General features: G+C 68.8%; 25 protein-coding genes and 1 riboswitch. Of the genes, 14 read left to right on the top strand and 11 right to left on the bottom strand.

The annotated features are described in order from the left end of the window. The first annotated feature begins 292 nt into the window (after nt 1-292). From ASF52_RS18500 to fae, 7 genes are all read left to right on the top strand, one after another. The gene (locus ASF52_RS18500; protein ID WP_156630242.1) at nt 293-1,312 is read left to right on the top strand and encodes a beta-ribofuranosylaminobenzene 5'-phosphate synthase family protein; all 1,020 of its coding nucleotides are present in this window, start codon (nt 293-295) and stop codon (nt 1,310-1,312) included. A gap of 125 nt (nt 1,313-1,437) precedes the next feature. Beyond that, nucleotides 1,438-2,331, top strand: coding sequence for an NAD(P)-dependent methylenetetrahydromethanopterin dehydrogenase (locus ASF52_RS18495; RefSeq protein ID WP_056175176.1), 894 nt, complete (start codon nt 1,438-1,440; stop codon nt 2,329-2,331). A gap of 240 nt (nt 2,332-2,571) precedes the next feature. Continuing rightward, entirely contained in the window at nt 2,572-3,534 is a 963-nt protein-coding gene (locus ASF52_RS18490) for an ATP-grasp domain-containing protein (protein WP_338011718.1), read from the top strand. Then, nucleotides 3,531-4,517 (top strand): methenyltetrahydromethanopterin cyclohydrolase, encoded by a 987-nt coding sequence (mch, locus tag ASF52_RS18485; protein ID WP_056175171.1) that lies wholly within the window; start codon nt 3,531-3,533, stop codon nt 4,515-4,517. The genes ASF52_RS18490 and mch overlap by 4 nt, the downstream gene beginning before the upstream one ends. Nucleotides 4,518-4,787: 270 nt before the next feature. Further along, nucleotides 4,788-5,702 carry an ATP-grasp domain-containing protein gene (locus tag ASF52_RS18480; protein ID WP_056175168.1) on the top strand — a complete coding sequence of 305 codons (915 nt, stop codon included), beginning with the start codon at nt 4,788-4,790 and terminating at the stop codon, nt 5,700-5,702. A 25-nt stretch (nt 5,703-5,727) separates the two neighbouring features. Further along, nucleotides 5,728-6,549 carry a triphosphoribosyl-dephospho-CoA synthase gene (locus tag ASF52_RS18475; protein WP_056175165.1) on the top strand — a complete coding sequence of 274 codons (822 nt, stop codon included), beginning with the start codon at nt 5,728-5,730 and terminating at the stop codon, nt 6,547-6,549. Between the two features lie 253 nt (nt 6,550-6,802). Then, the gene (gene fae / locus ASF52_RS18470; protein WP_056175161.1) at nt 6,803-7,315 is read left to right on the top strand and encodes a formaldehyde-activating enzyme; all 513 of its coding nucleotides are present in this window, start codon (nt 6,803-6,805) and stop codon (nt 7,313-7,315) included. 129 nt (nt 7,316-7,444) lie between these two features. Here the strand turns inward: fae and ASF52_RS18465 are convergent, their stop codons facing one another. After that, nucleotides 7,445-8,128, bottom strand: coding sequence for a HisA/HisF-related TIM barrel protein (locus tag ASF52_RS18465; RefSeq protein ID WP_056175157.1), 684 nt, complete (start codon nt 8,126-8,128; stop codon nt 7,445-7,447). A gap of 28 nt (nt 8,129-8,156) precedes the next feature. Between ASF52_RS18465 and ASF52_RS18460 the strand changes: the two genes are divergently transcribed. Together ASF52_RS18460 and ASF52_RS18455 are read left to right on the top strand one after the other, a co-directional pair. Beyond that, complete coding sequence (locus ASF52_RS18460; RefSeq protein ID WP_056175154.1) at nt 8,157-9,206, top strand: hydantoinase/oxoprolinase family protein; 1,050 nt, start codon at nt 8,157-8,159, stop codon at nt 9,204-9,206. 22 nt (nt 9,207-9,228) lie between these two features. Then, nucleotides 9,229-9,429, top strand: a complete 201-nt coding sequence (locus tag ASF52_RS18455) for a hypothetical protein (RefSeq protein WP_056175151.1) — start codon at nt 9,229-9,231, stop codon at nt 9,427-9,429. Nucleotides 9,430-9,436: 7 nt separating this feature from the next. On the opposite strand, the gene ASF52_RS18450 is transcribed toward ASF52_RS18455, so the two are convergent. Beyond that, the gene (locus ASF52_RS18450; protein ID WP_443136701.1) at nt 9,437-10,561 is read right to left on the bottom strand and encodes a polyamine ABC transporter substrate-binding protein; all 1,125 of its coding nucleotides are present in this window, start codon (nt 10,559-10,561) and stop codon (nt 9,437-9,439) included. Further along, nucleotides 10,558-10,917, bottom strand: coding sequence for a RidA family protein (locus tag ASF52_RS18445; protein WP_056175150.1), 360 nt, complete (start codon nt 10,915-10,917; stop codon nt 10,558-10,560). Before ASF52_RS18445 ends, ASF52_RS18450 begins: the two co-directional genes overlap by 4 nt. A gap of 212 nt (nt 10,918-11,129) precedes the next feature. Between ASF52_RS18445 and ASF52_RS18440 the strand changes: the two genes are divergently transcribed. Further along, entirely contained in the window at nt 11,130-11,396 is a 267-nt protein-coding gene (locus ASF52_RS18440) for a GlsB/YeaQ/YmgE family stress response membrane protein (protein WP_056175147.1), read from the top strand. A 59-nt stretch (nt 11,397-11,455) separates the two neighbouring features. Here the strand turns inward: ASF52_RS18440 and ASF52_RS18435 are convergent, their stop codons facing one another. Further along, nucleotides 11,456-11,677, bottom strand: a complete 222-nt coding sequence (locus tag ASF52_RS18435; RefSeq protein WP_056175146.1) for a YgaP family membrane protein — start codon at nt 11,675-11,677, stop codon at nt 11,456-11,458. Between the two features lie 269 nt (nt 11,678-11,946). Here ASF52_RS18435 and ASF52_RS18430 point away from each other — a divergent pair, with 269 nt between their 5' ends. Further along, nucleotides 11,947-12,384, top strand: a complete 438-nt coding sequence (locus ASF52_RS18430; protein WP_056175143.1) for a hypothetical protein — start codon at nt 11,947-11,949, stop codon at nt 12,382-12,384. 103 nt (nt 12,385-12,487) lie between these two features. Here the strand turns inward: ASF52_RS18430 and pnp are convergent, their stop codons facing one another. Both pnp and rpsO read right to left on the bottom strand, forming a co-directional pair. Beyond that, on the bottom strand, nt 12,488-14,659 hold the full coding sequence (gene pnp, locus ASF52_RS18425; protein ID WP_056175140.1) for a polyribonucleotide nucleotidyltransferase: 2,172 nt from the start codon (nt 14,657-14,659) through the stop codon (nt 12,488-12,490). A gap of 218 nt (nt 14,660-14,877) precedes the next feature. Further along, nucleotides 14,878-15,147 (bottom strand): 30S ribosomal protein S15, encoded by a 270-nt coding sequence (gene rpsO, locus ASF52_RS18420; protein ID WP_056175138.1) that lies wholly within the window; start codon nt 15,145-15,147, stop codon nt 14,878-14,880. Between the two features lie 443 nt (nt 15,148-15,590). On the opposite strand from rpsO, the gene ASF52_RS18415 reads away from it, so the two are divergent. Next, entirely contained in the window at nt 15,591-15,791 is a 201-nt protein-coding gene (locus ASF52_RS18415; RefSeq protein WP_056175135.1) for a hypothetical protein, read from the top strand. 186 nt (nt 15,792-15,977) lie between these two features. Here the strand turns inward: ASF52_RS18415 and ASF52_RS18410 are convergent, their stop codons facing one another. Beyond that, complete coding sequence (locus ASF52_RS18410) at nt 15,978-17,039, bottom strand: threonine aldolase family protein (protein WP_056175130.1); 1,062 nt, start codon at nt 17,037-17,039, stop codon at nt 15,978-15,980. 56 nt (nt 17,040-17,095) lie between these two features. Further along, a riboswitch (SAM-I-IV-variant riboswitch) is annotated at nt 17,096-17,206 on the bottom strand. Between the two features lie 315 nt (nt 17,207-17,521). Beyond that, nucleotides 17,522-18,331, bottom strand: coding sequence for an exodeoxyribonuclease III (locus ASF52_RS18405; RefSeq protein ID WP_056175127.1), 810 nt, complete (start codon nt 18,329-18,331; stop codon nt 17,522-17,524). A gap of 172 nt (nt 18,332-18,503) precedes the next feature. Here ASF52_RS18405 and ASF52_RS18400 point away from each other — a divergent pair, with 172 nt between their 5' ends. Then, nucleotides 18,504-19,274 carry a lysophospholipid acyltransferase family protein gene (locus ASF52_RS18400; protein ID WP_056175125.1) on the top strand — a complete coding sequence of 257 codons (771 nt, stop codon included), beginning with the start codon at nt 18,504-18,506 and terminating at the stop codon, nt 19,272-19,274. Between the two features lie 157 nt (nt 19,275-19,431). On the opposite strand, the gene ASF52_RS18395 is transcribed toward ASF52_RS18400, so the two are convergent. After that, entirely contained in the window at nt 19,432-20,403 is a 972-nt protein-coding gene (locus tag ASF52_RS18395) for an O-fucosyltransferase family protein (RefSeq protein ID WP_156630230.1), read from the bottom strand. Nucleotides 20,404-20,799: 396 nt separating this feature from the next. Between ASF52_RS18395 and ASF52_RS23555 the strand changes: the two genes are divergently transcribed. Further along, nucleotides 20,800-21,621 carry a CatB-related O-acetyltransferase gene (locus ASF52_RS23555; RefSeq protein ID WP_274533803.1) on the top strand — a complete coding sequence of 274 codons (822 nt, stop codon included), beginning with the start codon at nt 20,800-20,802 and terminating at the stop codon, nt 21,619-21,621. A 407-nt stretch (nt 21,622-22,028) separates the two neighbouring features. On the opposite strand, the gene ASF52_RS18385 is transcribed toward ASF52_RS23555, so the two are convergent. Then, the gene (locus ASF52_RS18385; RefSeq protein ID WP_056175116.1) at nt 22,029-22,934 is read right to left on the bottom strand and encodes a LolA family protein; all 906 of its coding nucleotides are present in this window, start codon (nt 22,932-22,934) and stop codon (nt 22,029-22,031) included. 113 nt (nt 22,935-23,047) lie between these two features. Further along, nucleotides 23,048-23,660: DNA translocase FtsK (locus tag ASF52_RS18380; protein ID WP_162241039.1), on the bottom strand; the 613-nt coding region annotated here is incomplete at its 5' end.

The following is a 23,660-nucleotide window of genomic DNA, read 5'->3' as shown; positions in this document are numbered from 1 at the left end:
ACAGGGGTCGCGCACGGCGGGACTGAGCCAGTCCAGAACGATCGGGCGGCACGTTTGCATCGGGGCGACGCCCCAAGCAAGTCCCGGGGCCGACGCCGAACCGATTGAGGCTGGAATTTTTTGGCTTGCCCGAGCTTTGACTTGCCCCAGCACCGAAAGTTCCGACGGACCCCGCGCGATGCAGGCCGGAGGATGGATGCGCTCGCGGCGCTTGCGAGGCGTCCGCGCTCCGTGGGAGAAGCCCGCTGCCGGGCAATCCGCTCCGCAGCGACGCGATTGACCGAGCCGTATGATGCGGCCCGCAGGATCGAGAGGGATCGACGTGACACAGATCCCGGATGGGGCAGGGGACGGGGCAGGGGACGACGTGGAGAGGCGGGGCGTGCGGGTGCACGCGCCGGGCCGCCTGCATTTCGGCTTCCTCGACCTGCACGGCGGGCTCGGTCGGCGCTTCGGCAGCCTCGGCCTCGCCCTCGACGCCCCGGCCGTCACCCTCACGGCGCGCGCAGCGACCAGCCTGGCGGTGACGGGCCCGGAAGCCGCGCGGGCGCACGGCTACGCCCTGGCGGCGGCCGGCCATCTCGGGATCGAGGGCCACGCGGCGCTGACCGTCGAGGAGACGATGCCCGCCCATGCGGGCTTCGGCTCCGGCACGCAACTGGCGCTGGCCGTCGCGGCGGCCCTGGCCCGCCTCGCCCGCCGGGCCTTCGCGCCGGAGGCCTTCGCCGATGCCCTCGACCGGGGCAACCGCTCCGGCGTCGGCCTGGCGGCGTTCACGCAAGGGGGACTCATCGTCGACGGGGGCCGCGACGGCCTCGGCACGCCCCCACCCGTGATCGCGCGGCTCGACTATCCGGAGGCCTGGCGCGTCGTCCTCATCCTCGACACCGGCATGACCGGCGTCCACGGCACCCACGAGACCGAGGCCTTTCGCGATCTGCCGCGCTTTCCCGAGGCTCAGGCCGCCGAAATCTGCCGCCTCGTCCTGATGCAGGTGCTGCCCGCCGCCGCCACCGCCGAGCCCGAAGGATTCGGCGCCGGCATCACCCGGATCCAGCGCCTCATCGGCGACCATTTCGCCCCCCACCAGGGGGGGCGCTACGCCAGCCCCGCCGTGGCCGAGGCGCTCTCCGCCGTCGCGGCGCAGGGGATCAGCGGCTATGGGCAGAGTTCGTGGGGGCCGACGGGCTTCGCCCTGGTGCCGTCGGAGGACGTGGCGCGAAGGCTGGTCGCGTCCCTGGAGCGGCCCGGCCCCCTGCGCTTCCTCATCGCGCGCGGCCGCAACACCGGCGCCACGGTGACGCCGCTTTAAGGCGGGCGGCCTACTCCGATCCTTGACCGGCGTCGCATCGACCGGCTTTGACATTTCACCACCCCGGCGCACGCTCGGGGCAAGTCTTCTGGAACTGACTGCGACCGCACGGAGGGAAACCCGCCATGGCCCGCTCGATCCTGCATATGATCACGCCCCTCAAGCACATGAGCCCGTTCGACGTGAACATGGCCGTCGATGCCGGGTTCGAGACCATCGCGACCTACACGGGCGCGAGCCTGCCCGACGTCACGTCCCTGGTGCAGGATTCGATCTTTTCGCGCTCGCCCCAGGACGGGACGCGCACGGGCATCTTCATCGCCGGCAAGAACGCCGAGGAGGCCCTCGACATGGTCGACCGGGCCAAGAAGGCCCTGGTGCCGCCGTTCGCCAACCACATCTTCGCCGACCCGGCCGGCTCCTTTACCACTGGGGCGGCCATGGTCGCCGAGGTGACCCGCGCCCTGAAGGCGAAGTTCGACACGGAGCTCGCCGGCAAGCGCATCGTGATCTTCGGCGGGGCCGGCGTCGTCGCCTACGTGGCGGCGGTGATCGGGGCGCTCAACGGGGCCGAGACCACCATCGTCGGCCATGACGGCGAGGAGCGCGTCAGCAAGATCGCCCATACCATGCGCTGGCGCTTCGGCGTCGAGGTCGGGTCCGTGGACGGGTCCACCGTGGAGGCCCGGCGCGCCGCCATCACGAAGGCCGACGTGATCCTCTCGGCCGGCCCCGCCGGGGTCTCGATCCTCACGGCGGAGGATCTCGAATCCGCGCCGAACCTCCTCGTGGCCTCCGACGTCAACGCCGTCCCCCCGGCCGGCATCGCCGGGATCGACGTCAACGCCGTCGACGTGCCCCTGCCGGTGGGCAAGGGCGTCGGCATCGGCGCGCTGGCGGTGGGCAACGTGAAGTACCAGACCCAGTCGCGCCTGTTCCGCCGCATGCTCGAGGCCAAGGAGCCCCTCTGCCTCGATTTTCGCGATGCCTACACGGTGGCCGTCGAGGTCGCGGGCTAACCGGTTCGGCCCGTCCCCATCGGCGAGGCGCGCGCCCTGTCCGGTCCCGCAGGCGCTGCGACGGGCGACACGCTCCTCGTCGCCGCCCAATCCGGTCGTGCCCTCGCTCAGGCGGCGCGACGGGCGGGGTTTCGCCCGCTGGTCCTCGACCTGTTCGGCGACGACGACACCCTCGACCTCGCCGAGCACCACCGCCGCGCCTCGGGCCGGTTCGGCGACGGGCGCCTCGGCGGGCGGGACGTGAGCGCGGACCTCGATGCCCTGTCCGCCCTGGCCGACCGGCCACCGGTCGGGCTCGTCCTCGGCAGCGGTTTCGAGGGTACGCCCGATCTCATGGCCGCCCTCGCGGCGCGGTTCCGCCTCCTCGGCGCAGCGCCCGACACGGTCGCGCGCCTCAAGGACCCGCTCGGCTTCGCGGGCCTGTGCGCCCGCCTCGGCGTGCCCCATCCCGCCGTCACCCGCGATCCCGTGCCCGACCGGGCCGGATGGCTCCTGAAGCGGGCCGGCGGCTCGGGCGGCACCCATATCCGGGCGGCGACCGCCGGGCCGGCGCCACCCGGCGCCTATTTCCAGGCCCGCGTACCGGGCCGGGCCCATGCCCTGGCCTTCCTGGCGGACGGCCGGAACATCGCAATCGTCGGCGTCACGGAACAGTGGAGCGCGCCCTCGCCCCTGCGCCCGTTCCGCTATGCCGGCGCCGTGGAGCGTGCGCGCCACGAGGGGCCGGCCCTCGCCCCGCGCATGGTCGACCGGATCGCCGAGGCGGTCGAACGCATCGTCTCGGAAACCGGGCTGCGGGGCCTCGCCAGCGCCGACCTGCTCGTGTCCGACGAACACTGGTGGCTCACCGAGATCAACCCGCGCCCCGGCGCCACCCTCGACGTCCTCGACCGGCGCCCGACGCCGCTGCTCGCCCATCACATCGCGGCGAGCCTCGGCCGCCTGCCTGCCGTGGAGGAAGCGCCGGTGGATGCGGCGGCCACGGAAATCTGTTACGCGGCCACCGGCTACGCGCCGATGCCGCCGCTCGACTGGCCGGATTTCGTGCGCGATCGCCCAAGATCCGGCAGCACGGTGGCGCGCGACGCGCCCCTGTGTACCCTGTTCGCAACGGGGACGGACTCGGCCGCCACGAGAGAGATGTTGCGAGGCCGGGCTGCCCGATTGCGGACCCTGCTCGATCTGACGGAGGAACACCCATGACCACGCGTCCGACCGCGCCCAAAAGCCCTTATCCGAGCGTCAATGCGCTCACCGCTCCCCTGGTCGAGCGCCTCGTCGCCGATGCCGGCCTGCTGCGCCTCGCCGTGACCACGCAGGACGGCGCCCGCATGGTCGATGCCGGCGCCTCCGTGCGCGGCTCCATCGAGGCCGGCCGCCGCATTGCCGAGATCTGCCTCGGCGGCCTCGGCACCGTCACCATCGCGCCGTCCGGCCCCGTCGCGGCCTGGCCGTACTCCGTGGTGGTGCACTCGTCCGATCCGGTCATCGCCTGCCTCGGCAGCCAGTATGCGGGCTGGTCGCTCGCCGACGAGACCGGGGATTCCGGCTTCTTCGCCCTCGGCTCCGGCCCAGGCCGCGCCGTCGCCGTGGTGGAGGACCTCTACGCCGAGCTCGGCTACAAGGACACCGCCACCCAGACCGCCCTGGTGCTCGAAGCCGCCGGCGGCCCGCCGGCCTCCGTGATCGCCAAGGTGGCCGAGGCCACGGGCCTCAGCCCGGCGCAGCTCACCTTCATCTACGCCCCGACCCAGAGTCTCGCGGGCGCGACCCAGGTGGTCGCCCGCGTCCTCGAAGTCGCTCTGCACAAGGCTCACACCGTCGGGTTCGACCTGCACAAGATCGTCGACGGGCTCGGCTCGGCGCCGCTGTCGCCCCAGCACCCGGACTTCATCCAGGCCATGGGCCGCACCAACGACGCCATCATCTACGGCGGCCGGGTTCACCTCTACGTCGAGGCCGACGAGGCGGACGCCCGCCAACTCGCCGAGCAGCTGCCGTCGACCACCTCGGCCGACCACGGCGCGCCCTTCGCCGACATCTTCGGCCGGGTGAACGGCGATTTCTACAAGATCGACGGGGCCCTGTTCAGCCCGGCCGAGGTCATCGTCACCTCCGTCACCACGGGCAAGAGTTTTCGCGGCGGGCGGCTGATGCCGGAGCTGGTGGAAGCCTCTTTCGGCTGACGTGGATCACGGGGGCAGGGCGCCTGCCCCCTCTCCCCGCCGGGCGGGGAGAGGGCCGTATGGACCCCGGCGGCCAGCGACGGCGCCAGCCGAAGCGAGGGTGAGGGGGTGTCTCCGGACGAGACTCCTTCGCCGAACGCCCCCTCACCCTCGGCTGCCGCCTCGCCGTGACGACGACAGGATCGGCACGGCCCTCTCCCCGCAAGCGGGGCGAGGGGACTGCGCGGCAGCCCGGCCGGATCAATCCGGATATCGTGTGAGAACAAGACAATGCGGATCGGGCTCGCGGCCGACAACGGCAATTGGCACAAGGCGCGCTTGAAGGCCGCCCTGGAGCATCTCGGTGCGGAGCCGGTGCTGTTCTCCCTGGCCGACGTCGCCATCCGGACGGGCGGACGGGAGCCCCTGCGGGTGCCGGGTTTTCCCGACGCCCTGCCGGACGGCGTCCTGCTGCGGACCGTGGCCGGCGGCACCTTCGAGGCCACCACCATGCGGCTGGGCGTGCTCCACGCCCTCGTCGCCTCGGGCACCACCGTGTGGAACTCGCCCGCTTCCATCGAGCGCTCCGTCGACAAGGCGATGACGAGCCTGCTCATCGACCGCGCCGGCCTGCCGACGCCCGACACCTTCGTGGTCTCCAAGCGCGCGGCGGCGGCCGAGATCGTGGCCCGCGAGGCCGGTCCCGGCCGGCCCCTGGTGCTGAAGCCCCTGTTCGGCTCGCAAGGGGAGGGGCTCCAGCTCATCGAGACCCCCGACGATCTGCCGGGCGAGGACGCGGTGTCCCGGGTCTACTATCTCCAGCGCTACGTCGCCCGCAGCGACGGCCTGTGGCGCGACTACCGGGTGTTCGTCTGCGAGGGCCGCGCCATCGCGGCGATGATCCGCGAGGGCGACGGCTGGATCACCAATGTCCACCGCGGGGGTCGGCCGCTGCCCTGGACCATGCCGCCCGCGGCGGCCGAGCTCGCCGAGCGTGCCGCGGCGGCGGTGGGGGTCGACTACACGGGAATCGATCTCGTCGAGGACGGGGAGGGCGGCTTCCTCGTCCTCGAGGTCAACTCGATGCCGGCCTGGTCGGGCCTGCAGAAGGTCGTCGAGGTCGACATCGCGCTCGCGGTCGCGCGCGGCTTCCTCGCCGCCGTGCGGACGGCGCGCCCCCCGCGCCTCGTCTCGGCCCTGGGATGAGGGCTCCGGGAATAGGGCCGCGCGCATGACCCGCCTCACGGCCATCGGCGAAGCCTACCGGGCGAGCTGCCTCGCCGAGCTCGACGCCCTGAAACCCGGCAACGTCCATGCCTTCGCCGACGGCCATCGCATGGCCACCCGCGATTTCGTCATCAGTGCCGAGGTCTCGGCCCCGCATCTGGCACGAACCGGCACGCGGGTGGGACCACGGGTCCGCACCGCCATGGAGGCGACCCTGGCGGCGGTGGGCCAGAACACCAATCTGGGAATCCTGCTCCTCTGCGCGCCCCTGGCGCTGGCGGCCGAGGCCGGCACGCCGCTGCGCGCCGCCCTGGCCGGGGTGCTCGACGGCCTCGACGGACGGGACGCGGAGGAAGTCTACGCCGCCATCCGGCTGGCCAATCCCGGCGGCCTCGGCACGGCCGAGCGCCACGACGTGACCGGCTCCGGGACCCCGCCCGCCCTGCTGACGGGCATGGCGGAGGCGGCCCCGCGCGACGCCATCGCCCGCGCGTACGTCACCGGGTTCGCCGATCTCTTCGACATCGGCCTGCCGGCCCTGGCGGCGGCGCGGGCACGGGGGCTGTCGGCGCCGTGGACCACGACGGCCGTCTTCCTCGCCTACCTCGCCGGCGTGCCGGACAGTCACGTGACGCGCAAGCACGGGCTGCCCGTCGCCGAGGCCCTGCGCGCGGAGGCCGTGGATCTCCTCGACCTCGATCTCGCGGTCCTGCCCGTGGACGCCCTGATGGCGAAGGACCGGGCCTGGAAGGCGGCCGGACTCAACCCCGGCACCAGCGCCGATTTCACCGTGGCGACCCTGTTCCTCGATCATCTGCTCGTCTGACCTGCGCCGACGAAACACTGACTGCGGATTCACCAACGTCAGCGTTTGTTCCGGCCCAGATCAAATAATTTGCCGGAAACCACGCTTCGCGCAGGGTTGTTCCGGGCAAACGCCCAGAGTAGGGTCCGCGCCGCGATCCGGGCTAACCGGTCCGCCCTTTCGGGGGCTGGACGCCGTGAACAAGGATAGCTTTCGGCCGCGCTCGTCTTCGAGGGCGGTCACGTCTTTTCAAGACTCCTGGGAGAAACCCCACATGGCGAAGATCAACAAGGTTCTGGTCGGCGAGGCTCTCGTCGGCGATGGCAACGAGGTCGCCCACATCGATCTCATCATCGGACCGCGCGGTTCGCCGGCCGAGACGGCTTTCTGCAACGGCCTCGTGAACAACAAGCACGGCTTCACCAGCCTGCTCGCGGTCATCGCGCCGAACCTGCCCTGCAAGCCGAACACCCTGATGTTCAACAAGGTCACCATCAACGACGCCCGTCAGGCCGTCCAGATGTTCGGCCCCGCCCAGCACGGCGTCGCCAAGGCCGTGCAGGACGCCGTCGCCGAGGGCATCATCCCCGCCGACGAGGCCGACGACCTGTTCATCCTGGTCGGCGTGTTCATTCACTGGGAAGCGGCCGACGACGCCAAGATCCAGAAGTACAACTACGACGCCGTCAAGCTGTCCATCCAGCGCGCCGTCAAGGGCGAGCCCACCGCCGCTCAGGCCACCGAGCAGCGCAACTCGGCTTCGCACCCCTTCGCGTCGAACGCTTAGATTGGGGGCAGTCCTGGGCAGAGTGAGCCTCCGCCCGCACCGCGGGGCCTGATCCAGCGACTGGCATCCATCTTCCTCGGACGATGAACTCTTCGGATGGGGCGGCTTCGGCCGCCCCTTCTTTTTGCACTACGCCCCGAGCGAACCATCGTGGATCGCGGAGGCGACGAGGGCGCCGGCGACGCCGATCCCCGCCAGGGCCGCCACATCCGCCGGGCCGCGTACGCCCCCCGCCGCATAGAGGCGGGTCGCCGGGCTCGAAGCCCGCAGGGCGGCGAGCCGGTCGAGATCCGGCCCGGCCCCGGCACCGACCCGGCCCAGGGTCATCACGATCACGTCGCGCGGCCAGTGGGCCGGTTCGTCGTGAAGCGCATCCGGCCCGAGCCGCTCGCTCCCCCGCGTGTCGAGGGAGAACACGGCCCGCCCGCCGAGCGCCTGCACCAAGCCGGCATCCGTCTGGCTCTCGCTGCCGATCACCGGCCGCCCGAGGCCGGCGGCGAGAAACGCGTCCACCCCGGCGGCGTGCGAGAAGCCCGCATCGACCCAGAGCCGCGCATCCGGGCAGGCACACCGGATCGCCTCCAGGCTCTCCCGGTCGGGCGGGGTGCCGTCGATGATCGCATCGAGGTCGGCGACGTAGAGGCGGGTCGCGCGCACCGCTGCCATGAGTCCGCGCGCCACGGCCCCGGGCGACGATTCCTTTGCCAACGGCGTCACGATCGGGGCATAGGAGGCGCGCTCGCCGGCCCGTGCCCGCACCACCTGCCCGTGGCGCAGGTCGATCACCGGAATGATCTCGAATCCGTCCGCCATCCCGCTCTCCGTTCCCAGGCCCGCCTCCGTGTCAGCAGCATCCGCCCCCGCACAAACGCCCGTCATCGGCTGGGATCTCGGCGGGGTCCATGTCAAGGCGGCCCTCGTGTGCGGCGGCCGGGTCGAGACCGTGGTGCAGGCGCCGTGCCGCCTGTGGCGCGGCCTGCCGGCCCTCGACGAGACGTTCGCCCAGCTCCCCGACTGGGCGCGGGCTCCCGCCGACCACGTCGTCACCATGACGGGCGAACTCACCGACTGTTTTTCGGATCGGGCCGACGGCGTGGCGCAACTCGCCGGCTGGGCCGCCGCCCATCTCAAAGGGTCCGTACGGATCTACGGCGGCCGCGCCGGTCTCCTCGCGCCGGAATACGCCCGCACGGCCGCCGCCGACATCGCGTCGGCCAACTGGCACGCCACGGCCGCCCTGGTCGGCCGGCACCGCGCCCACGCGCTCCTCGTGGATATCGGCTCCACCACCGCCGACCTGATCCCCGTCGTCGGGGGGACGCCGGCGGCATCGGGCTACAGCGATGCCGAGCGCCTGGAGACGGGCGAACTCGTCTACACGGGGGTGGTGCGCTCCCACCTCATCGCGCTTTGCGACCATGCCCCGTTCCGGGGCCGACGCACCCGGCTCATGGCCGAGACCTTCGCCACGATGGCGGATGTCTACCGCATCATCGGCGATCTGCCCGACGCCGCCGATCAGCAGCAAAGCGCCGACGGCAAGGGCAAATCCCTGGCCGAGAGCGAGATCCGGCTGGCCCGCATCATCGGCCGCGACCACGGCGAGGGCGATCCCGCGGACTGGCGGGCGCTCGCCGCCCACTTCGCGGAGGCGCAGCTGCGCCCGCTCCACGATGCGGCGGCGCTGCTGCTGTCGCGCAGCGACCTGCCGGCGGACGCCCCCCTGGTGGTCTGCGGCGCCGGGCGGTTCGTCGCCGAGCGTCTGGCGACCCGCCTCGGCCGTCCGGCCGTGGCGCTCACCGACCTCATCGCCGACCGGCTTCCCGCGACGGGGGCCGATTGGGCCTCCACCTGCGGCCCGGCCGTGGCCGTGGCCCTCCTCGTCCGATAACGCCTCACCCCCGGAGATCCCCATGAGCGCCACCCACCGCCTCGCCCGCATCCTCGCCGCCCGTTCGGGCGAGGACATCGAACTCGCCTTCGCGACGCAGGACGGCCAGACCCTCAAGGTCCTGGCGACGCCCGATCAGATCGATCGGCTCGTGGACGAACTCGAGGACATCCTGAATTCGCCGACGGGTCCGGAGGCCGACGAGCCGCCGGCCGTCGCGTAGCGGCGCGTCAGCGCCCCGTGCGCACCCGGGTCCAGGCCCGGGTGACGAAGCGCTGGGTCCGGTCGTCCCAGGCGGTGTTGACGAACAGGCGCTGCAGGGTGGCGTCGTCCGGGTAGATGCCGGGATTGCCCAGGATCTCCGCCTTGACGAACTTCTTCGCGGCGGCGTTGCCGCTGGCATAGGAAACGAAGTTGGTGTTGGCTGCCGCCACCTCGGGCCGCATCATGTAGTCGATGAATGCGTGGGCCTCCGCCGCATGGGGGGCGTCCTTGGGGATCGCGAACGCGTCGAACCACATGAGCGACCCCTCGCGCGGCACGTAATAGGCGATTTCGACGTCGTTCTTGGCCTCTTCGGCGCGCTTCTTGGCCTGCATCACGTCGCCGGAATAGCCCACCGCGAAGCACAGGTCGCCGTTGGCGAGGCCGTTGATGTATTCCGACGAGTGGAACTTGCGCACGGCGCCGCGCACCTTGAACAGGGCGTCGGTGACCTGGGTGATGTCGTCCCAGCGCCGGGTGTCAGGCTTGAGGCCGTAGGCCGGCAGCAGGCTCGGGATCAGATCCTCGGGCGAATCGAGGAGCATGACCCCGCAATCCTTGAGCTTGTTCAGCAGGCCGCCGTTGAGGACGAGATTCCAGGTGTTGAGGGGCTGGGCCGCACCGAGGCGTTCGCGCACGAGGCCGAGATTCACCCCGATTCCGGTGGTGCCCCACATGTAGTCGACGGCGTAGGCGTTGCCGGGATCGTAGGCGGCGAGCCGTCCCGTGATCTCGGGCCAGGCGTGGACGAGGTTCGGGATCTTGGCCTTGTCGAGGGGCTGGAACACCCCCGCCCGGATCAGGCGCTGCAGGAACGGGCCCGACGGCACCACGAGGTCGTATCCGGAGCGGCCGGCCAGCAGCTTGGTCTCGAGAATCTCGTTGTTGTCGTAGGTGTCGTACACGACCTTGATGCCCGTCTCCTTCGTGAAGGCATCGAGCATCTTCGGGTCGATGTAGTCCGACCAGTTGTAGATGTTGATCACGCGCTCGGGGGGTGCGGTCTGCGCGCGCGCAGGACCGCCCCAGCCCGCCGCCAGGGCCATCAGCGTCCCGGCGACGAGGCTGCGGCGGGTGCGCGCGCGGATCACGCGGCGGCCTTGACGGCGACGACGACGATCTCGACGAGGTATTCGGGGCCGGCGAGGCGGGCTTCCACCGTGGCACGGGCCGGCTTGTCGTCGGGCGAGACCCAGGGCTCCCAGGCCGCGTTCATCTCCGCGAAGGTCGCGATGTCGGAGAGGTAGATCGTCGCCTGCAGGATGCGGCTCTTGTCGCTGCCGGCCAGCGCCAGGAGCCGGTCGATGTTGGAAAGGATCTCCTGGGTCTGCGCGGTGACGCCGGCGCCGACAGTGGTGTTGGCCGTCTGGCCGGCGAGATACACCATGTCGCCGTAGGTGACCGCCTGGCTCATGCGCGGGCCGGATTCGAAGCGCTGGATCGTCATGCTGAGCGAGATGCCTTGGCTGCCGGCCCATCCATCGCGGGCCACGGGCCTGCGTTGTGCCGCGTCCCGGGGGCGACCGTAAAGGGGGCGACGGCCTCCGCACGGTCGCGTTGCGACAATCTTGCCACTCCCGGCGCAACCAGTGCTGCGGTGCGGCGTTTCATGATCACAGAACGGCCAAGTCTGGGCGTCGGCGTATCGAGGATCACACCATGGGTATCATCTGGACCATCATCATCGGCTTCGTCGCCGGTGTCGTCGCGAAGTTCATCATGCCGGGCGACAAAGAGCCCGCAGGCTTCATCATGACGACGATCCTCGGCATCGTCGGCGCCTTCGTCGCCACCTTCCTCGGCCAGGCGCTGGGCTGGTACGGCCCGAACCAGGGCGCAGGGTTCATCGGCGCCGTCGTCGGTGCTATCGTGGTGCTCGCCATCTACGGCTTCATCGCCGGCCGCCGCACCACCAACACGTTCTGATATCCGATCCTTACGGACCGGAACGTGGAAGGGGCGCCCTCGGGCGCCCCTTTTTTCGTTCAGGCCGTGTGGCTCAGCTGCTTGACCGGGCAATGGCCCGTGGCCCCACGGATGGCGAGGCCGGCGCCGATGATGAGGGCGGCGAGACTCAGGAACTTGTTCGGGCGCGGCTGGGCCGCGGCGGCGGCGATGCCGAGGCCGAGGACAACGGACACGGCCCGCTCGGTGGTGGTCAGGTTGGCTTCACCTTCGAAGAGGCTCGGGATCATCGGATCGGACATTCTGGAACGTGCTCCTGCGACGTGCTCATGGTGCGTCGCGAGGCGAACGCCGTGTGAGGGCTGGCGTTCCGCGCGAAGCGAATCGCCGTGCCCCGCCCACCCCCGTGCAGGACGCCGCGCCTCCGCGACGGCGCACACCTCCGCGACGGCGATTGTCTCACGCATGCGGCGGCAGGTTCACACGCCTTGATTGCGTCGACCTTGCCGAATTCCCGCCCTACGCCCACAACGTCTCCGCCGCCGGAGAACGCGGCAGGGGAGCGATTTCGATGAAGATCCTGGGCTTGTCCGTCGCGGTGCTGTGCGCCGCGGGCGTCGGCGCGTGCGGAAGCATCACGCGTGGCACCACCGAGAAGATGGCCTTCCTCTCCGAGCCTTCGGGGGCGGCGATGACCACCACCAAGGGCTATGCCTGCCCGGCGACCCCATGCTCCCTCGACGTGGAGCGTTCGGACGAGTTCGACGTCACCTTCGTCAAGCCGGGTTACCGGCCGGCGATGGTCCCCGTGCGGACCAAGGTGGCGGGCGCCGGAGCCGCCGGCATGGCCGGCAACCTCCTGGCCGGCGGCCTCATCGGCGTCGGTGTCGATGCCTATACGGGCGCGGCCATGGACCATACGCCCAACCCCGTCAGCGCGACGCTGGTGCCCGACGCCCTTCCGAGCGCGGAGCGGGTCCGCCGCAGGCGCGGGCAGCCGGGAGTCTGATCCGGGATCGGCCGGCGCAGACGAAAAAGGGCGCGGCTCCCGCTGAAGCCGCGCCCTTCGTTCGGTGACCGGATGCGCCGTGGCGCACCCGGGCGACGCTCGTTTACGCGTCCTGGCGCGGGGCGCGGGCGCGGTCCTGCTCGGCGTTGCGCTCGGCCTTGAGCTTCTCGGTGAGGTCCTCGCCGGTCTCCTGGTCGACGACCTTCATGGACAGGCGGATCTTGCCGCGATCGTCCGCGCCGAGGAACTTGACCTTCACCTTCTGGCCGTCCTTGACCACGTCGGTCACCTTGGCGACCCGCTGGGCGGCGAGCTCCGAGATGTGGACGAGGCCGTCCTTGGCGCCGAAGAAGTTCACGAAGGCACCGAACTCCATGCACTTCACGACGGTGCCGTCATAGATCATGCCGACTTCGGCTTCCGCCACGATCGACCGGATCCAGTTGTAGGCCGCCTTGATGGCCTTGCCGTCGGCGGAGGCGATCTTCACCGTACCCGTGTCGTCGATGTTGATCTTGGCGCCGGTCTTCTCGACGATCTCGCGGATCACCTTGCCGCCGGTGCCGATCACTTCCCGGATCTTGTCGGTGGGGATCTGCATGGTTTCGATGCGCGGCGCGTACTCGCCGAGCTCGGGACGGGCATCGGTCAGAGCCTTGGACATCTCGCCCAGGATGTGGACGCGGCCTTCCTGCGCCTGATGCAGGGCGACCTTCATGATCTCCTCGGTGATGCCCGCGATCTTGATGTCCATCTGCAGCGAGGTGATGCCGGCTTCCGTGCCCGCCACCTTGAAGTCCATGTCGCCCAAGTGATCCTCGTCGCCGAGGATGTCGGACAGCACGGCGTAGCGCTCACCCTCGAGGATGAGGCCCATGGCGATGCCCGCCACCGGACGGCGGAGCGGCACGCCGGCATCCATCAGCGACAGCGAGGCGCCGCAGACGGAGGCCATGGAGGACGAGCCGTTGGACTCGGTGATCTCGGACACGACGCGGATCGTGTACGGGAACTCGTGGGCCGGGGGCAGGATCGGGTGGATGGCGCGCCAGGCGAGCTTGCCGTGGCCGATCTCGCGGCGGCCCGGGGAGCCCATGCGGCCGGTCTCGCCCACCGAGTAGGGAGGGAAGTTGTAGTGCAGCAGGAAGGTCTCCTTGTAGGTGCCTTCCAGCGCGTCGATGAACTGCTCGTCCTCGCCGGTGCCGAGGGTGGCGACCACGAGGGCCTGGGTCTCGCCGCGGGTGAACAGCGACGAACCGTGGGCGCGGGGCAGCACGCCGACCTGGGACTCGATGGGGCGCACGGTGCGCACGTCGCGTCCGTCGATGCGCGAGCCGGTGTCGAGGATGTTCCAGCGCACGACCTTCGACTGCGCTTCCTTGAACGCGGCCTTGACCTTCTCGGGCGCAAACTTCTGCTCGCCGTCCGCCGGGCACAGGGCGGCGATCACCTTCGCCTTCACGGCGTCGACGGCGGCGTAGCGCTCCTGCTTGACCGTGTTCTTGTAGGCCTCGCGCAGCTCGGCCTCGCAGACGCCGAGCACGGCGGCCTCGACATCGCCGTTCTCGGGCGCGGAGAAGTTGCGCGGCTCCTTGGCGGCCTTCTCGGCGAGGCGCACGATGGCCTCGATGACCGGCTGGAAGTGCTTGTGGCCGAACATCACGGCGCCGAGCAGAACCTCTTCGCTCAGCTCCTTGGCCTCGGACTCGACCATCAGGACGGCGTCGGTGGTGCCGGCGACGACGAGGTCGAGGGAGGAGGCCTCGAGATCGGCCACCAGGGGGTTCAGGCTGTACTGGCCGTTGGCGTAGCCGACGCGGGCGGCGCCGATGGGGCCCATGAACGGCACGCCCGAGAGCGTGAGCGCCGCGGACGCCGCCACCATGGCGAGGATGTCGGGATCGTTCTCGAGGTCGTGGGTCAGGACGGTGACCACCACCTGGGTGTCGTTGCGCCAGCCCTCGACGAAGAGGGGGCGGATCGGGCGGTCGATGAGGCGGGAGACCAGGGTCTCCTTCTCGGAGGGCCGGCCCTCGCGCTTGAAGTAGCCGCCGGGAATGCGGCCGGCGGCGTAGGCACGCTCCTGGTAGTTCACGGTGAGCGGCAGGAAGTCGATACCGGCCTTGGGCTCCTTGCCCGAGACGACGGTGGCGAGCACCGAGGTCTCGCCGTACGTCGCCATCACGGCGCCGTCGGCCTGGCGGGCGACCTTGCCCGTCTCGAGGACGAGCTTGCGGTCGCCCCACATCAGCTCTTCGCGTTGTACGTCGAACATTCTTTTGTCCTTGCCATCATGCGGTCGGGCGGACCCGGCGCCGCCAGGGGCAAGATGGCGAGGGGCTTTCTCGGTGTCCGAAAAGCCCCTCGCGATCCTGTCCCCGGCCGGCACGCCTTCAAGTCACCCGGGTTTCGGGGGGCCGGACCCATTCCGGCATCCCGATCTATGGAAACGCGGCCCCGGGCCGGGCCCGGAACCGCGTGGAGAACGCCGGCTTAGCGGCGGATGCCGAGTCGCTCGATGAGGCTGCGGTAGCGGGCCTCGTCCTTGCCCTTGACGTAGTCGAGCAGCGAGCGGCGCTGCGAAACCATCTTCAGGAGGCCGCGGCGGGAATGGTTGTCCTTGCCGTGGGTCTTGAAGTGGCCGGTGAGGTTGGTGATCCGCTCGGTGAGGATCGCCACCTGGACCTCCGGAGATCCGGTGTCCTTGCCGCCGTTCGCGTATTCCTTGATGAGCGCGGTCTTGCGCTCTGCCGTGATCGACATCGCTATCCCTTTCGGTGGGTTTTTCGGATCGTGCGGGCCCCGGCGAACCAGGGGGCCGCGAACACTTGCGGGAGGCCGGTGCCGGGATGTCGTCCAGCACGGTCAGTCCACAAGCAGCTTGTGCCCCGGCCCCGTTCACACGGGTCGAAGCGCGCGCAACATACACGAAAGCGCAGGCCGTGCCACCCCTCGCCATACCCCCTGGATTCCCGACCCTGGCAGGCCACCCCGTGCAGGATGCCATCGTGGCCGCGTCGGGGTTGCGTCGCGCCGTTCCGGCGAGGGGATTCGGCCGCCTGCGCGATGAATACCGAACGAGGATGCCGCCCCCAATCCCCTCATGGGAACCGCCCGCCAACAAGCCCGTTGACTGCCAGATTGGATCTGTTCTAATTCTCAACTGCAGGCAGCCACGCTGCCGATTTCGATCAGGAGCGACCGTCATGGCGAACGCCAAGTGTGAGAGCTGCAAGTTCTTCGACGAGCACAAGGTCAATGGCGCGGCTGCGGCCGCCGACGAGGGCCTGTGCCGGTTCAACCCCCCGGTGAGCCAGCCGGAGCCGCAGGGTCACGGCCTGTGGCCGGTGGTGGGCGCCGCCGATTGGTGCGGTCACTTCACCCCCGAGATGAGCGCGGCCGAGTAATACCTGAGCTTGATGAGCCTGACTCATCGAGGTCTGTCCGCGCGACGGCGCGGCGGCGGTCGTCCGCCGGACCTCAGTGAGACCGACCTATGGGTCGGTCTCACTGAGAACTGGTATAAGCGACCGACTCGGTACGAGAACGAAGAAGGGCCAGCCGCGAGGCTGGCCCTTCTTCGTTGGCGCGCCTCAGGCCGCGCGTCGGCCGAGGCTCCGGATATCCTGCGCGAGGGCGTCGACCCGTTCGGGGTCGGAATCCCAGGCGAACATGAACCGGGCGCCCCCGCCGATGAAGGTGTAGAAGCGCCAGCCCCTGGCGCGCAGCGCCTCCAACCGGTCGGCGGGCGCCCTGAGGAACACCGCGTTGGCCTCGACGGGGAACATCGCGGACCAGTCGGGCAGGCCGGACACCGCGGCGGCCAACCGCTGGGCGCAGGCATTGGCGTGCCGGGCATGGACGAGCCAGGCGCCGCCTTCGAGCATCCCGACCCAGGGCGCGGACAGGAACCGCATCTTCGAGGCGAGCTGCCCCGCCTGCTTGCAGCGATAACCGAAATCCTCGGCCAGCACCGGATCGAAGAACAGGATCGCCTCGCCGGCGGCCATGCCGTTCTTGGTGCCGCCGAAGCACAGGAGATCGACGCCTGCCCGCCAGGTCATGTCGGCCGGTGCGCAGCCGAGGCTCGCGCAGGCGTTGGAGAAGCGCGCGCCGTCCATGTGGAGGCGCAGGCCGAGATCCCGGCAGGTGGCCGACAGGGCGCGGATCTCGGGAAGCGTATAGACCTGCCCCGTCTCGGTGGGCTGCGTGATGGTCACCACCCGGACCTTCGGGAAGTGGATGTCCGAGCGGCCGGTGGCGAGCGCACGCACGGCGGCCGGGGTGAGCTTGCCGTTCTCCGTGGGGGCGACGAGAAGCTTCGAGCCGTTCGAGAAGAATTCCGGCGCCCCGCACTCGTCGGTCTCGACATGGGCCGAGGCCGCGCAGATGACGCTGTGATACGACTGGCACAGGGAGGCCAGCGCCAGGGCGTTGGCGGCGGTGCCGTTGAAGGCGAAGAACACCTGGGCATCGGGCTTGTCGAACAGGGTCCGAAACGCGTCCGCCGCGCGGGCCGTCCAGGGGTCCTCGCCATAGGCCGGCATCGAACCGGCATTGGCGGCCTGCGTCGCCGCCCAGGCTTCCGGGCAGATGCCGGCGTAGTTGTCGCTCGCGAATTGCTGGGGCGACGCGGAGGGTGGATCGAGGGGCATCGCTGGATTCGCCTATCGTCGTTGAGGCCGCAGGGTGAGCGGGACGACGACGTGTGGCGAAACCCGTTTGTTGCCGGTCCGGCCACATCCCCTCCCGGATCGGGAGAGCGCCACCTTGCCCGGGAGCAGGTTGGCGTCAGGCGTCGGCCCGACTCTTGATGCGGATCGGAATTTAACAGAGCCGCGACCGCCCCACAACCTGGGCGGGACCTTCCGGCCTGCCCTCGGCCGAACAGCAGAACGGGCCCCTCAGGACCCGTTCGATCGTCTCGTGTTGGTTGCGCTGCCCGGGTGACCGGGCGGACGCCTCAGATGGAGCGGCGGTTCGGCGCACCGGAATAGCGGCGACGGAGGTACGACACGAGCTTGGGCAGGAGGAAAGCGACGAGCAGCTTGCGCATGGGAACTCCGGGTTGGCCGCGCGGGCGCGGCATTTCGCAGGACCAATGCGCGTGAGACGGCTCCCGTTCCGTGGTTCGAGCCTAAAGCTCCAGGGTCAGGGTCACCGGCGCATGGTCGGAGGGACGTTCCCACCCACGCGCGTGCCGAGCCACGGTGAGATCGCGCACGGTTCCGGCGAGGTCGGGCGAGACCCAGGCGTGGTCGAGGCGCCGCCCCTTGTTCGCCGCGGCCCAATCGGGCGAGCGATAGCTCCACCACGTGTAGATCTTCTCGGGCTCGGGCACGAGCAGGCGGGCCGTGTCGATCCAGCCCGCCTCGCCCCGCAGGGTCTCGAAGGCTTCCGTCTCGATGGGTGTGTGACTCACCACGTCGAGGAGTTGCTTGTGCGACCACACGTCGTGTTCGAGGGGGGCGACGTTGAGGTCGCCGACCAGGATCGCCGGACCGGACGGGCGCCGCCCGCCCCAGGCCCGCAGTTCGGCGAGGAAATCGAGCTTGTGGGCGAATTTCGGATTGAGGGCCCGGTCGGGCACGTCGCCGCCGGCCGGCACGTAGAAATCGTGCAGGACGATTCCCGCGGCCTTGCCGGCCTCCGGCCCCAGCGCCGCCGAGATGTGGCGCGCATCCGCGCGGTCGCAGAAGGCCATGCAGTCGCGGGTGATCAGGGGAAACCGCGACAGGATCGCGACGCCGTTGTAGCCCTTCTGCCCGGCGAAGACAGCGTTCTCGTAGCCCGACCCGCGTAGGGCCTTGAGGGGGAAGGCGTCATCGGGACACTTCGTCTCCTGCAGGCACAGGACATCGGGCTGCACTTCGGCGAGGAAGCGCAGGACGAGGTCGATGCGCAGGCGCACCGAGTTGATGTTCCAGGTGGTGACGGTGAGGCGCAACGATCGATCCGCTCGCGTGAGGCCGGAAAAGGTTTAAAGGAACCTGCGCGCGACGGCGCGGCGGCTTCGCCATAGCCCGAAACCGCCCCGGCCGTCGCCGTGGAAATGCCGCGCCCGGCCGCGATTCCCATCGGGATCGGGGAGGGCGCGCGATTCAGGGGTCGTCGTTACCGTGTCGCGCATCCGCTCCACGCTGTTCAATCTGTACTGGGCCGGCTGGACCGCGCTCTTCCTCGCGCCCCTGGTGGTGCTGGCCGCGCTCGGCTCGCCCACGGGCCCGATCCGTGCGGCGACGCGCCTGTGGTCGCGCGGGATCCTGTTCGGGTTGGCGCGCATCGTCCGCCTCACCTACGTGGAGGAGGGGCGCGCGCGCATCCCGGCCGAACCCTGCCTCATCGTCGCCAATCATCAGTCGGCCTGGGAAACCCTGGCCTTCCTCACCCTGGTGCCCAACGTGGCCATCGTGGCCAAGCGCGAGCTCGTGGCGATCCCCATCGTCGGCTGGTTCCTACGGCGCTCGCCGATGATCATCATCGACCGGGCCAACGGCACCCAGGCCCTGCGCGTGATGATCGACGAGAGCCGCGCGGCCATCGCGCAGGGGCGCTCGGTGCTGATGTTCCCCGAGGGCACCCGCGGGGGCATCGACGATCCGGTGCAGTTCAAGCGCGGCGTCGAGCTGCTCTACGCCAAGCTCGGCCTGCCCGTGCTGCCCGTGGCGGTGAATTCCGGCCTATACTGGCCCCATGGCGGCTCACGCCACCATCCCGGGGCCGTCACCGTGAGCTACCTCCCGGTCCTGCCCGCGGGACTCTCCGGTGCGGCGTTCATGGAGGGCACGCAAGGGGCGATCGATGCGGAGTTGAATCGGTGGCGAGGCCCGCACGCCCCCGCCTCGCGAGGCCCACACACGGATACCCGGACGGAGGCGGATCACGCGTAGGAAGAAAGGCACGCACGTCTCGCCGGGACCACGTTCCGCCGGGACATGGAGCCGGAGCGACGAGGCTCCGATCCGTCCGTGGTCACCGACCACGCGAGGGTATCGGGGTAAGCGTTGGTGCGCACCATCCGAAGTGCTTCCCGCTTTCCGAAGCGTTTCATTGAGCGGCACAAACATCCTTCGGAACGAAGGCAGTTCCCAAGTCCGTGCGACGACCGAGCGTCGGCTCGGCGTTGTTGTAGATGTAACAATCCCCAGCCGGCCGAAACGATCTCGCAAACCGTTCAAAGCATAACAGGTTCGCAAAGGTGGATCGCGAGTTCCCGACAAATCTGGGTGCCAATGCGCTGACCTCGAAATCGATCAACGACGCTTCCAAAGGCGAGAGGGCGTCATAATCTTCGTGCGAAATCAGATCCGATTTCCAGATGATTTTGACGCCCGTTTCGTCGTAAGTCTTGCTCGCAATCTCCCACTTGGGGGCAAAAATATAACGCTCGTCACAGACGACAAATATCGTACTGCCGGCATCGGGAAGGGTATTTTTTATTTTCTGAACGATCTGATGAGCTTCGAGATAGAAATCCTCTTTTTCTTCCACAACCGTGGCCAAGTGCTGCTTACAATAATTAAACCAATCCTCTTCGATCCGAAGCTGGGCGACAGTGTCGATATTCTGTGAAAAGAATACTTGATTGCAGATTGCCTGAAATATCGGCTTCGATTTTACGCGCGGAATCAATGACCTGAAAAAGTCTGCCGCAAGGCTCGCGCTGATATCGCCCTTGGTGTGATAATACTTCCCGATCTGGCCAGCCCCCTCACCGAACAGCGTCCAACCGCCACGCTCGATACGATCGGCATAGGAAACATTGGGCATATCGACGACAACGATACCCCATCTCTTGCAGAAGTCTTCGAACACATCCCCCCAGAAGACCACATCGAAATCGTGCAGAGAGGACCGCTTGTCGTGCTGATCGCGACTGAATATTTTTGGTAGATAAATTCTGCGTCCATTCGAATCTTGGTTCTTCAAGGCAGCGGCACAGAGACCAAGCAAGGCAAACTTCTGGTTATTGATGCCGCCATCATTGTAGTGATAACCAAGCGGCGATCTCGTCGACATACGGTGACATTCCTCTATTCGAAGCGAAACTACATTTCTCGGAAACGTGAGAGGCTTTCTAGACTGGACCGCCCATTTGCGCCAGGGCCAGGGCCAGGACCGAGAATGGAAATCCGGACGTGTACCGGACGGAAGATCGACCGGCCCCAGCCCGAAGGCAGGGCTCCCGCTCTTCCGAACCGCCGAGAGAGGGTTGCTTTGAGCCTCGGCGCTCGATGGGCTAAGCGTGCTCCGCAGCCCCCCGACCACCATCGGTTCGCACGATGACGCAACGGGAATTTCGCAAGGGATACGAACACGGCTTCAGCCTCTCGCGCGTCGGGGCGGAGCCGGATCGCAGTTCGCCTTCCTCGACATCCATTTGCGGCCCCTATCCGCCTCAGGAGCTTGATCCGAGTGTTCTCACGCTATTTCAAGCGCCGAAATGAGGCCGTCCCGCAAACCGTTCCTGAATCAACGCCCGCTCCCGGACCTGTCCTGGGCCGCTACCTGCTAACCTCGGAAATCAAACGAAAGCTCCACGCACGTGGGGTTGAAACCGCGCACGGTCCCGGCGGAATGTGGATCCCCGAAGACTCGGTGTACGAAGCCCCATGCAGCGTCAAATGGATGGATCTGCATGGCTATCTGAGGATGGGCTGTTTCAGCTACGGCGTGAACGGATATTTCAACAACATTGACGTTGGGCGATACACGTCCATCGGCGAAGAAGTTCAGATGGGACGCGGCGACCACTCGATCAATTGGCTCAGCACAACGCCAAATTTCTACCTGCATGAGAAGCTGTTCGATGTCGGCCAATCCTTCGTTGGAGCGGAGGAGTACGATGCCTACCGACCGAACACCGAGGGCAGCCAGGGCTTCGTCATGGGCAGTCGGATCACGATCGAGAACGATGTCTGGATCGGGCACCGTGCCTATATCCGGCAGGGGGTGAGGATCGGCACGGGTGCCATCATCGGGGCCTACGCCGTCGTGACACGCGACGTACCGCCCTATGCGGTGATGGTCGGCAATCCCGCACGGGCGGTCCGCTACAGGTTCTCGGAACCCCTCATCGCACGGCTGCTGGCGAGCCGCTGGTGGACCCTGGCACCGTGGCAATTGCAGGGTATCGACGTGTCGCGACCGGAGGCGTCCATCGACGCTCTGGAGCGCCGCGTCGCCGAGAGCGAGCCTTTCGCAGCGAGCACCTTCACCCTGGCGGAGATTCTCTGAGACGGGGGTCGCCGTCCTCGACGTCGTGGTGCGCCGCCGCCACGCCTTGGATCAGCCCATAGCCCAGCGTTGGATTTGACCCACCGAGATCCGGGATCCACCTAAGATGGTGCCGTGTGGATGGGGCGTTCAAGAGGGTCCCCGTCGATGATCGACGCGCCGTCCCCATCAAGTTTATACCTCCGGCCCCCTCAGCCATAGAACAGGAACATGATCACACGTCGCCTGGAGCCTGATCTCGATGGATCATGATCAGCATCGGTGACGTCTCTATCCGGTGGTGTAGACCGGCATACCTCGAACCGTGCACGGCCGGGACAAGAGCCTGCAGAGACCGAAATTTCCGGTCCCTCGAACGTGCCATCGGACGATCCCGCCGAAGCGCAGACCCCGATGCGTGCCGCTCCTCACTGCGCCCGGATCTGCTTCTCCATCGCCTTGTCCTCGGACCGGCCGTAATTGATGAAGAACGCCGTGCCCTCGACGCTGCGGCCCTTCTGCAGATTCGAGAGTTGCACGATGGTCTGGTAGCCCTGGGGATCGGTGATCCGCCACTGGCTCAGGGTCTTCACCTCGGCATCGAAGAACAGCTGGATCTTCGAGGTGCCGCCGAGCGTCGAGCGGTCCTCCATCGAGATGCGGACGCCGCCCGGATCGTTCGAGACGTCCGAGACCGTGAGGTCGCGGGCGAGGTCGATCTTCTCCCGCAGAAGGAATTTCAGCGGGGTCTGCGAGATGAAGTACAGGTCCTGCGTGCCGAGCTTGCGGTCCTTCACGGCCACGGACGTGCCGTCGGCGACCACTTCCAGGGGGGAGGGCTGGTCGTAGTCGAAGCGCAGGCGGCCGGGCTTCGCCAGCGTCAGCTTGCCGCCGATGCGCCGCCCGTCGGCGCCGATCTGCACGAAGGTGCCGGTGAGGGTGGTGATGCCGTTGAAGTAGGCGTTGGCCTGCGCGAGCACGGCTGCGGCATCGGCCTCCTGCGCCAGCGGCGCACCGACGGCGGCCACCCTGGCGGGCTCGGAGGCCTTGAGGGGGAGCTTGGGGGTCACGATCTTGTCGCCCGCCACCGCCTTGGTGTCCTTCGCCGGCGTGTCCTTGGCTGGCTTTGCCGCCTGCGGTGCGGGCTTCTTCGGAGCGGCCGGGGCGGGAGCGGGCGGGGCCGGCGGCTCGGCTTGGGCCGGGGCGGGCTCCTCCTTGCGGCCGAACAGGCCGTCGAGGAACGAGCCTTGGGCCGCGGCAGGCTGGGGCTGAACGAGGACAGCCGCCAGGACGAGCAGCGGGCCGGCGGCGAGGCGGTGACGGCGGCCGATCATCTGACGGTCTCCTGAAGGCGGTTCGAACGGGGAGGGCTCCGCTTAGAGTCCGCCCCTGTGGCGATTATGCGACGCATCCGGGCCGCGCTCCTCCCCGGAGGGAGGGGACGGACTCAGTCGTCGTAATCCATCATCGACGACGGACCGGGGCCGCCTTCCATGAGGATCTCGCGCTTGCCGGCATGGTTGGCCGGGCCGACGATGCCCTCGATCTCCATGCGCTCCATGATCGAGGCGGCGCGGTTGTAGCCGATCTGCAGGCGGCGCTGGATGTAGGACGTGGACGCCTTCTTGTCGCGCATCACCACCTGCACGGCCTGATCGTAGAGTTCGGCGCCCGGATCGATGCCGCCGGTGGCGGCGAAGGCGCCGCCGTCGAAGATCGGCACGTCGAGGTCCTCGGCCTCGAGGGCCTGGGACTTCTCGGCCTTGTCGGCTTTGGAGCCCTTGGCGGGCTTCTCGTCCGGGGGCGAATCGTCGGTGGTCACGGCCTCGAGGTAGGACGGCCGGCCCTGGCGCTTGAGATGAGCGACGACGCTCTCGACTTCCGAATCCGAGCAGAACGGCCCGTGCACGCGGGTGGTGCGGCCGCCGCCGGCCATGAACAGCATGTCGCCCTGGCCCAAAAGCTGCTCGGCGCCCATCTCGCCGAGGATCGTGCGGCTGTCGATCTTGCTCGTCACCTGGAAGGAGATCCGGGTCGGGAAGTTCGCCTTGATGGTGCCG

The organism is Methylobacterium sp. Leaf112 (genome assembly GCF_001423295.1).
Lineage (GTDB): Bacteria > Pseudomonadota > Alphaproteobacteria > Rhizobiales > Beijerinckiaceae > Methylobacterium.
This window is presented reverse-complemented; position numbering and strand designations above follow the sequence as displayed.

Bases quoted from the DNA above. Each gene is read 5' to 3' on its own strand.
- ASF52_RS18500 (WP_156630242.1), top strand. From the start codon at position 293: ATGCGGCCCGCAGGATCGAGAGGGATCGACGTGACACAGATCCCGGAT.
- ASF52_RS18495 (WP_056175176.1), top strand. From the start codon at position 1,438: ATGGCCCGCTCGATCCTGCATATGATCACGCCCCTCAAGCACATGAGC.
- mch (WP_056175171.1), top strand. From the start codon at position 3,531: ATGACCACGCGTCCGACCGCGCCCAAAAGCCCTTATCCGAGCGTCAAT.
- ASF52_RS18480 (WP_056175168.1), top strand. From the start codon at position 4,788: ATGCGGATCGGGCTCGCGGCCGACAACGGCAATTGGCACAAGGCGCGC.
- ASF52_RS18475 (WP_056175165.1), top strand. From the start codon at position 5,728: ATGACCCGCCTCACGGCCATCGGCGAAGCCTACCGGGCGAGCTGCCTC.
- fae (WP_056175161.1), top strand. From the start codon at position 6,803: ATGGCGAAGATCAACAAGGTTCTGGTCGGCGAGGCTCTCGTCGGCGAT.
- ASF52_RS18465 (WP_056175157.1), bottom strand. From the start codon at position 8,128: ATGGCGGACGGATTCGAGATCATTCCGGTGATCGACCTGCGCCACGGG.
- ASF52_RS18455 (WP_056175151.1), top strand. From the start codon at position 9,229: ATGAGCGCCACCCACCGCCTCGCCCGCATCCTCGCCGCCCGTTCGGGC.
- ASF52_RS18445 (WP_056175150.1), bottom strand. From the start codon at position 10,917: ATGACGATCCAGCGCTTCGAATCCGGCCCGCGCATGAGCCAGGCGGTC.
- ASF52_RS18440 (WP_056175147.1), top strand. From the start codon at position 11,130: ATGGGTATCATCTGGACCATCATCATCGGCTTCGTCGCCGGTGTCGTC.
- ASF52_RS18435 (WP_056175146.1), bottom strand. From the start codon at position 11,677: ATGTCCGATCCGATGATCCCGAGCCTCTTCGAAGGTGAAGCCAACCTG.
- ASF52_RS18430 (WP_056175143.1), top strand. From the start codon at position 11,947: ATGAAGATCCTGGGCTTGTCCGTCGCGGTGCTGTGCGCCGCGGGCGTC.
- pnp (WP_056175140.1), bottom strand. From the start codon at position 14,659: ATGTTCGACGTACAACGCGAAGAGCTGATGTGGGGCGACCGCAAGCTC.
- rpsO (WP_056175138.1), bottom strand. From the start codon at position 15,147: ATGTCGATCACGGCAGAGCGCAAGACCGCGCTCATCAAGGAATACGCG.
- ASF52_RS18415 (WP_056175135.1), top strand. From the start codon at position 15,591: ATGGCGAACGCCAAGTGTGAGAGCTGCAAGTTCTTCGACGAGCACAAG.
- ASF52_RS18410 (WP_056175130.1), bottom strand. From the start codon at position 17,039: ATGCCCCTCGATCCACCCTCCGCGTCGCCCCAGCAATTCGCGAGCGAC.
- ASF52_RS18395 (WP_156630230.1), bottom strand. From the start codon at position 20,403: ATGTCGACGAGATCGCCGCTTGGTTATCACTACAATGATGGCGGCATC.
- ASF52_RS18385 (WP_056175116.1), bottom strand. From the start codon at position 22,934: ATGATCGGCCGCCGTCACCGCCTCGCCGCCGGCCCGCTGCTCGTCCTG.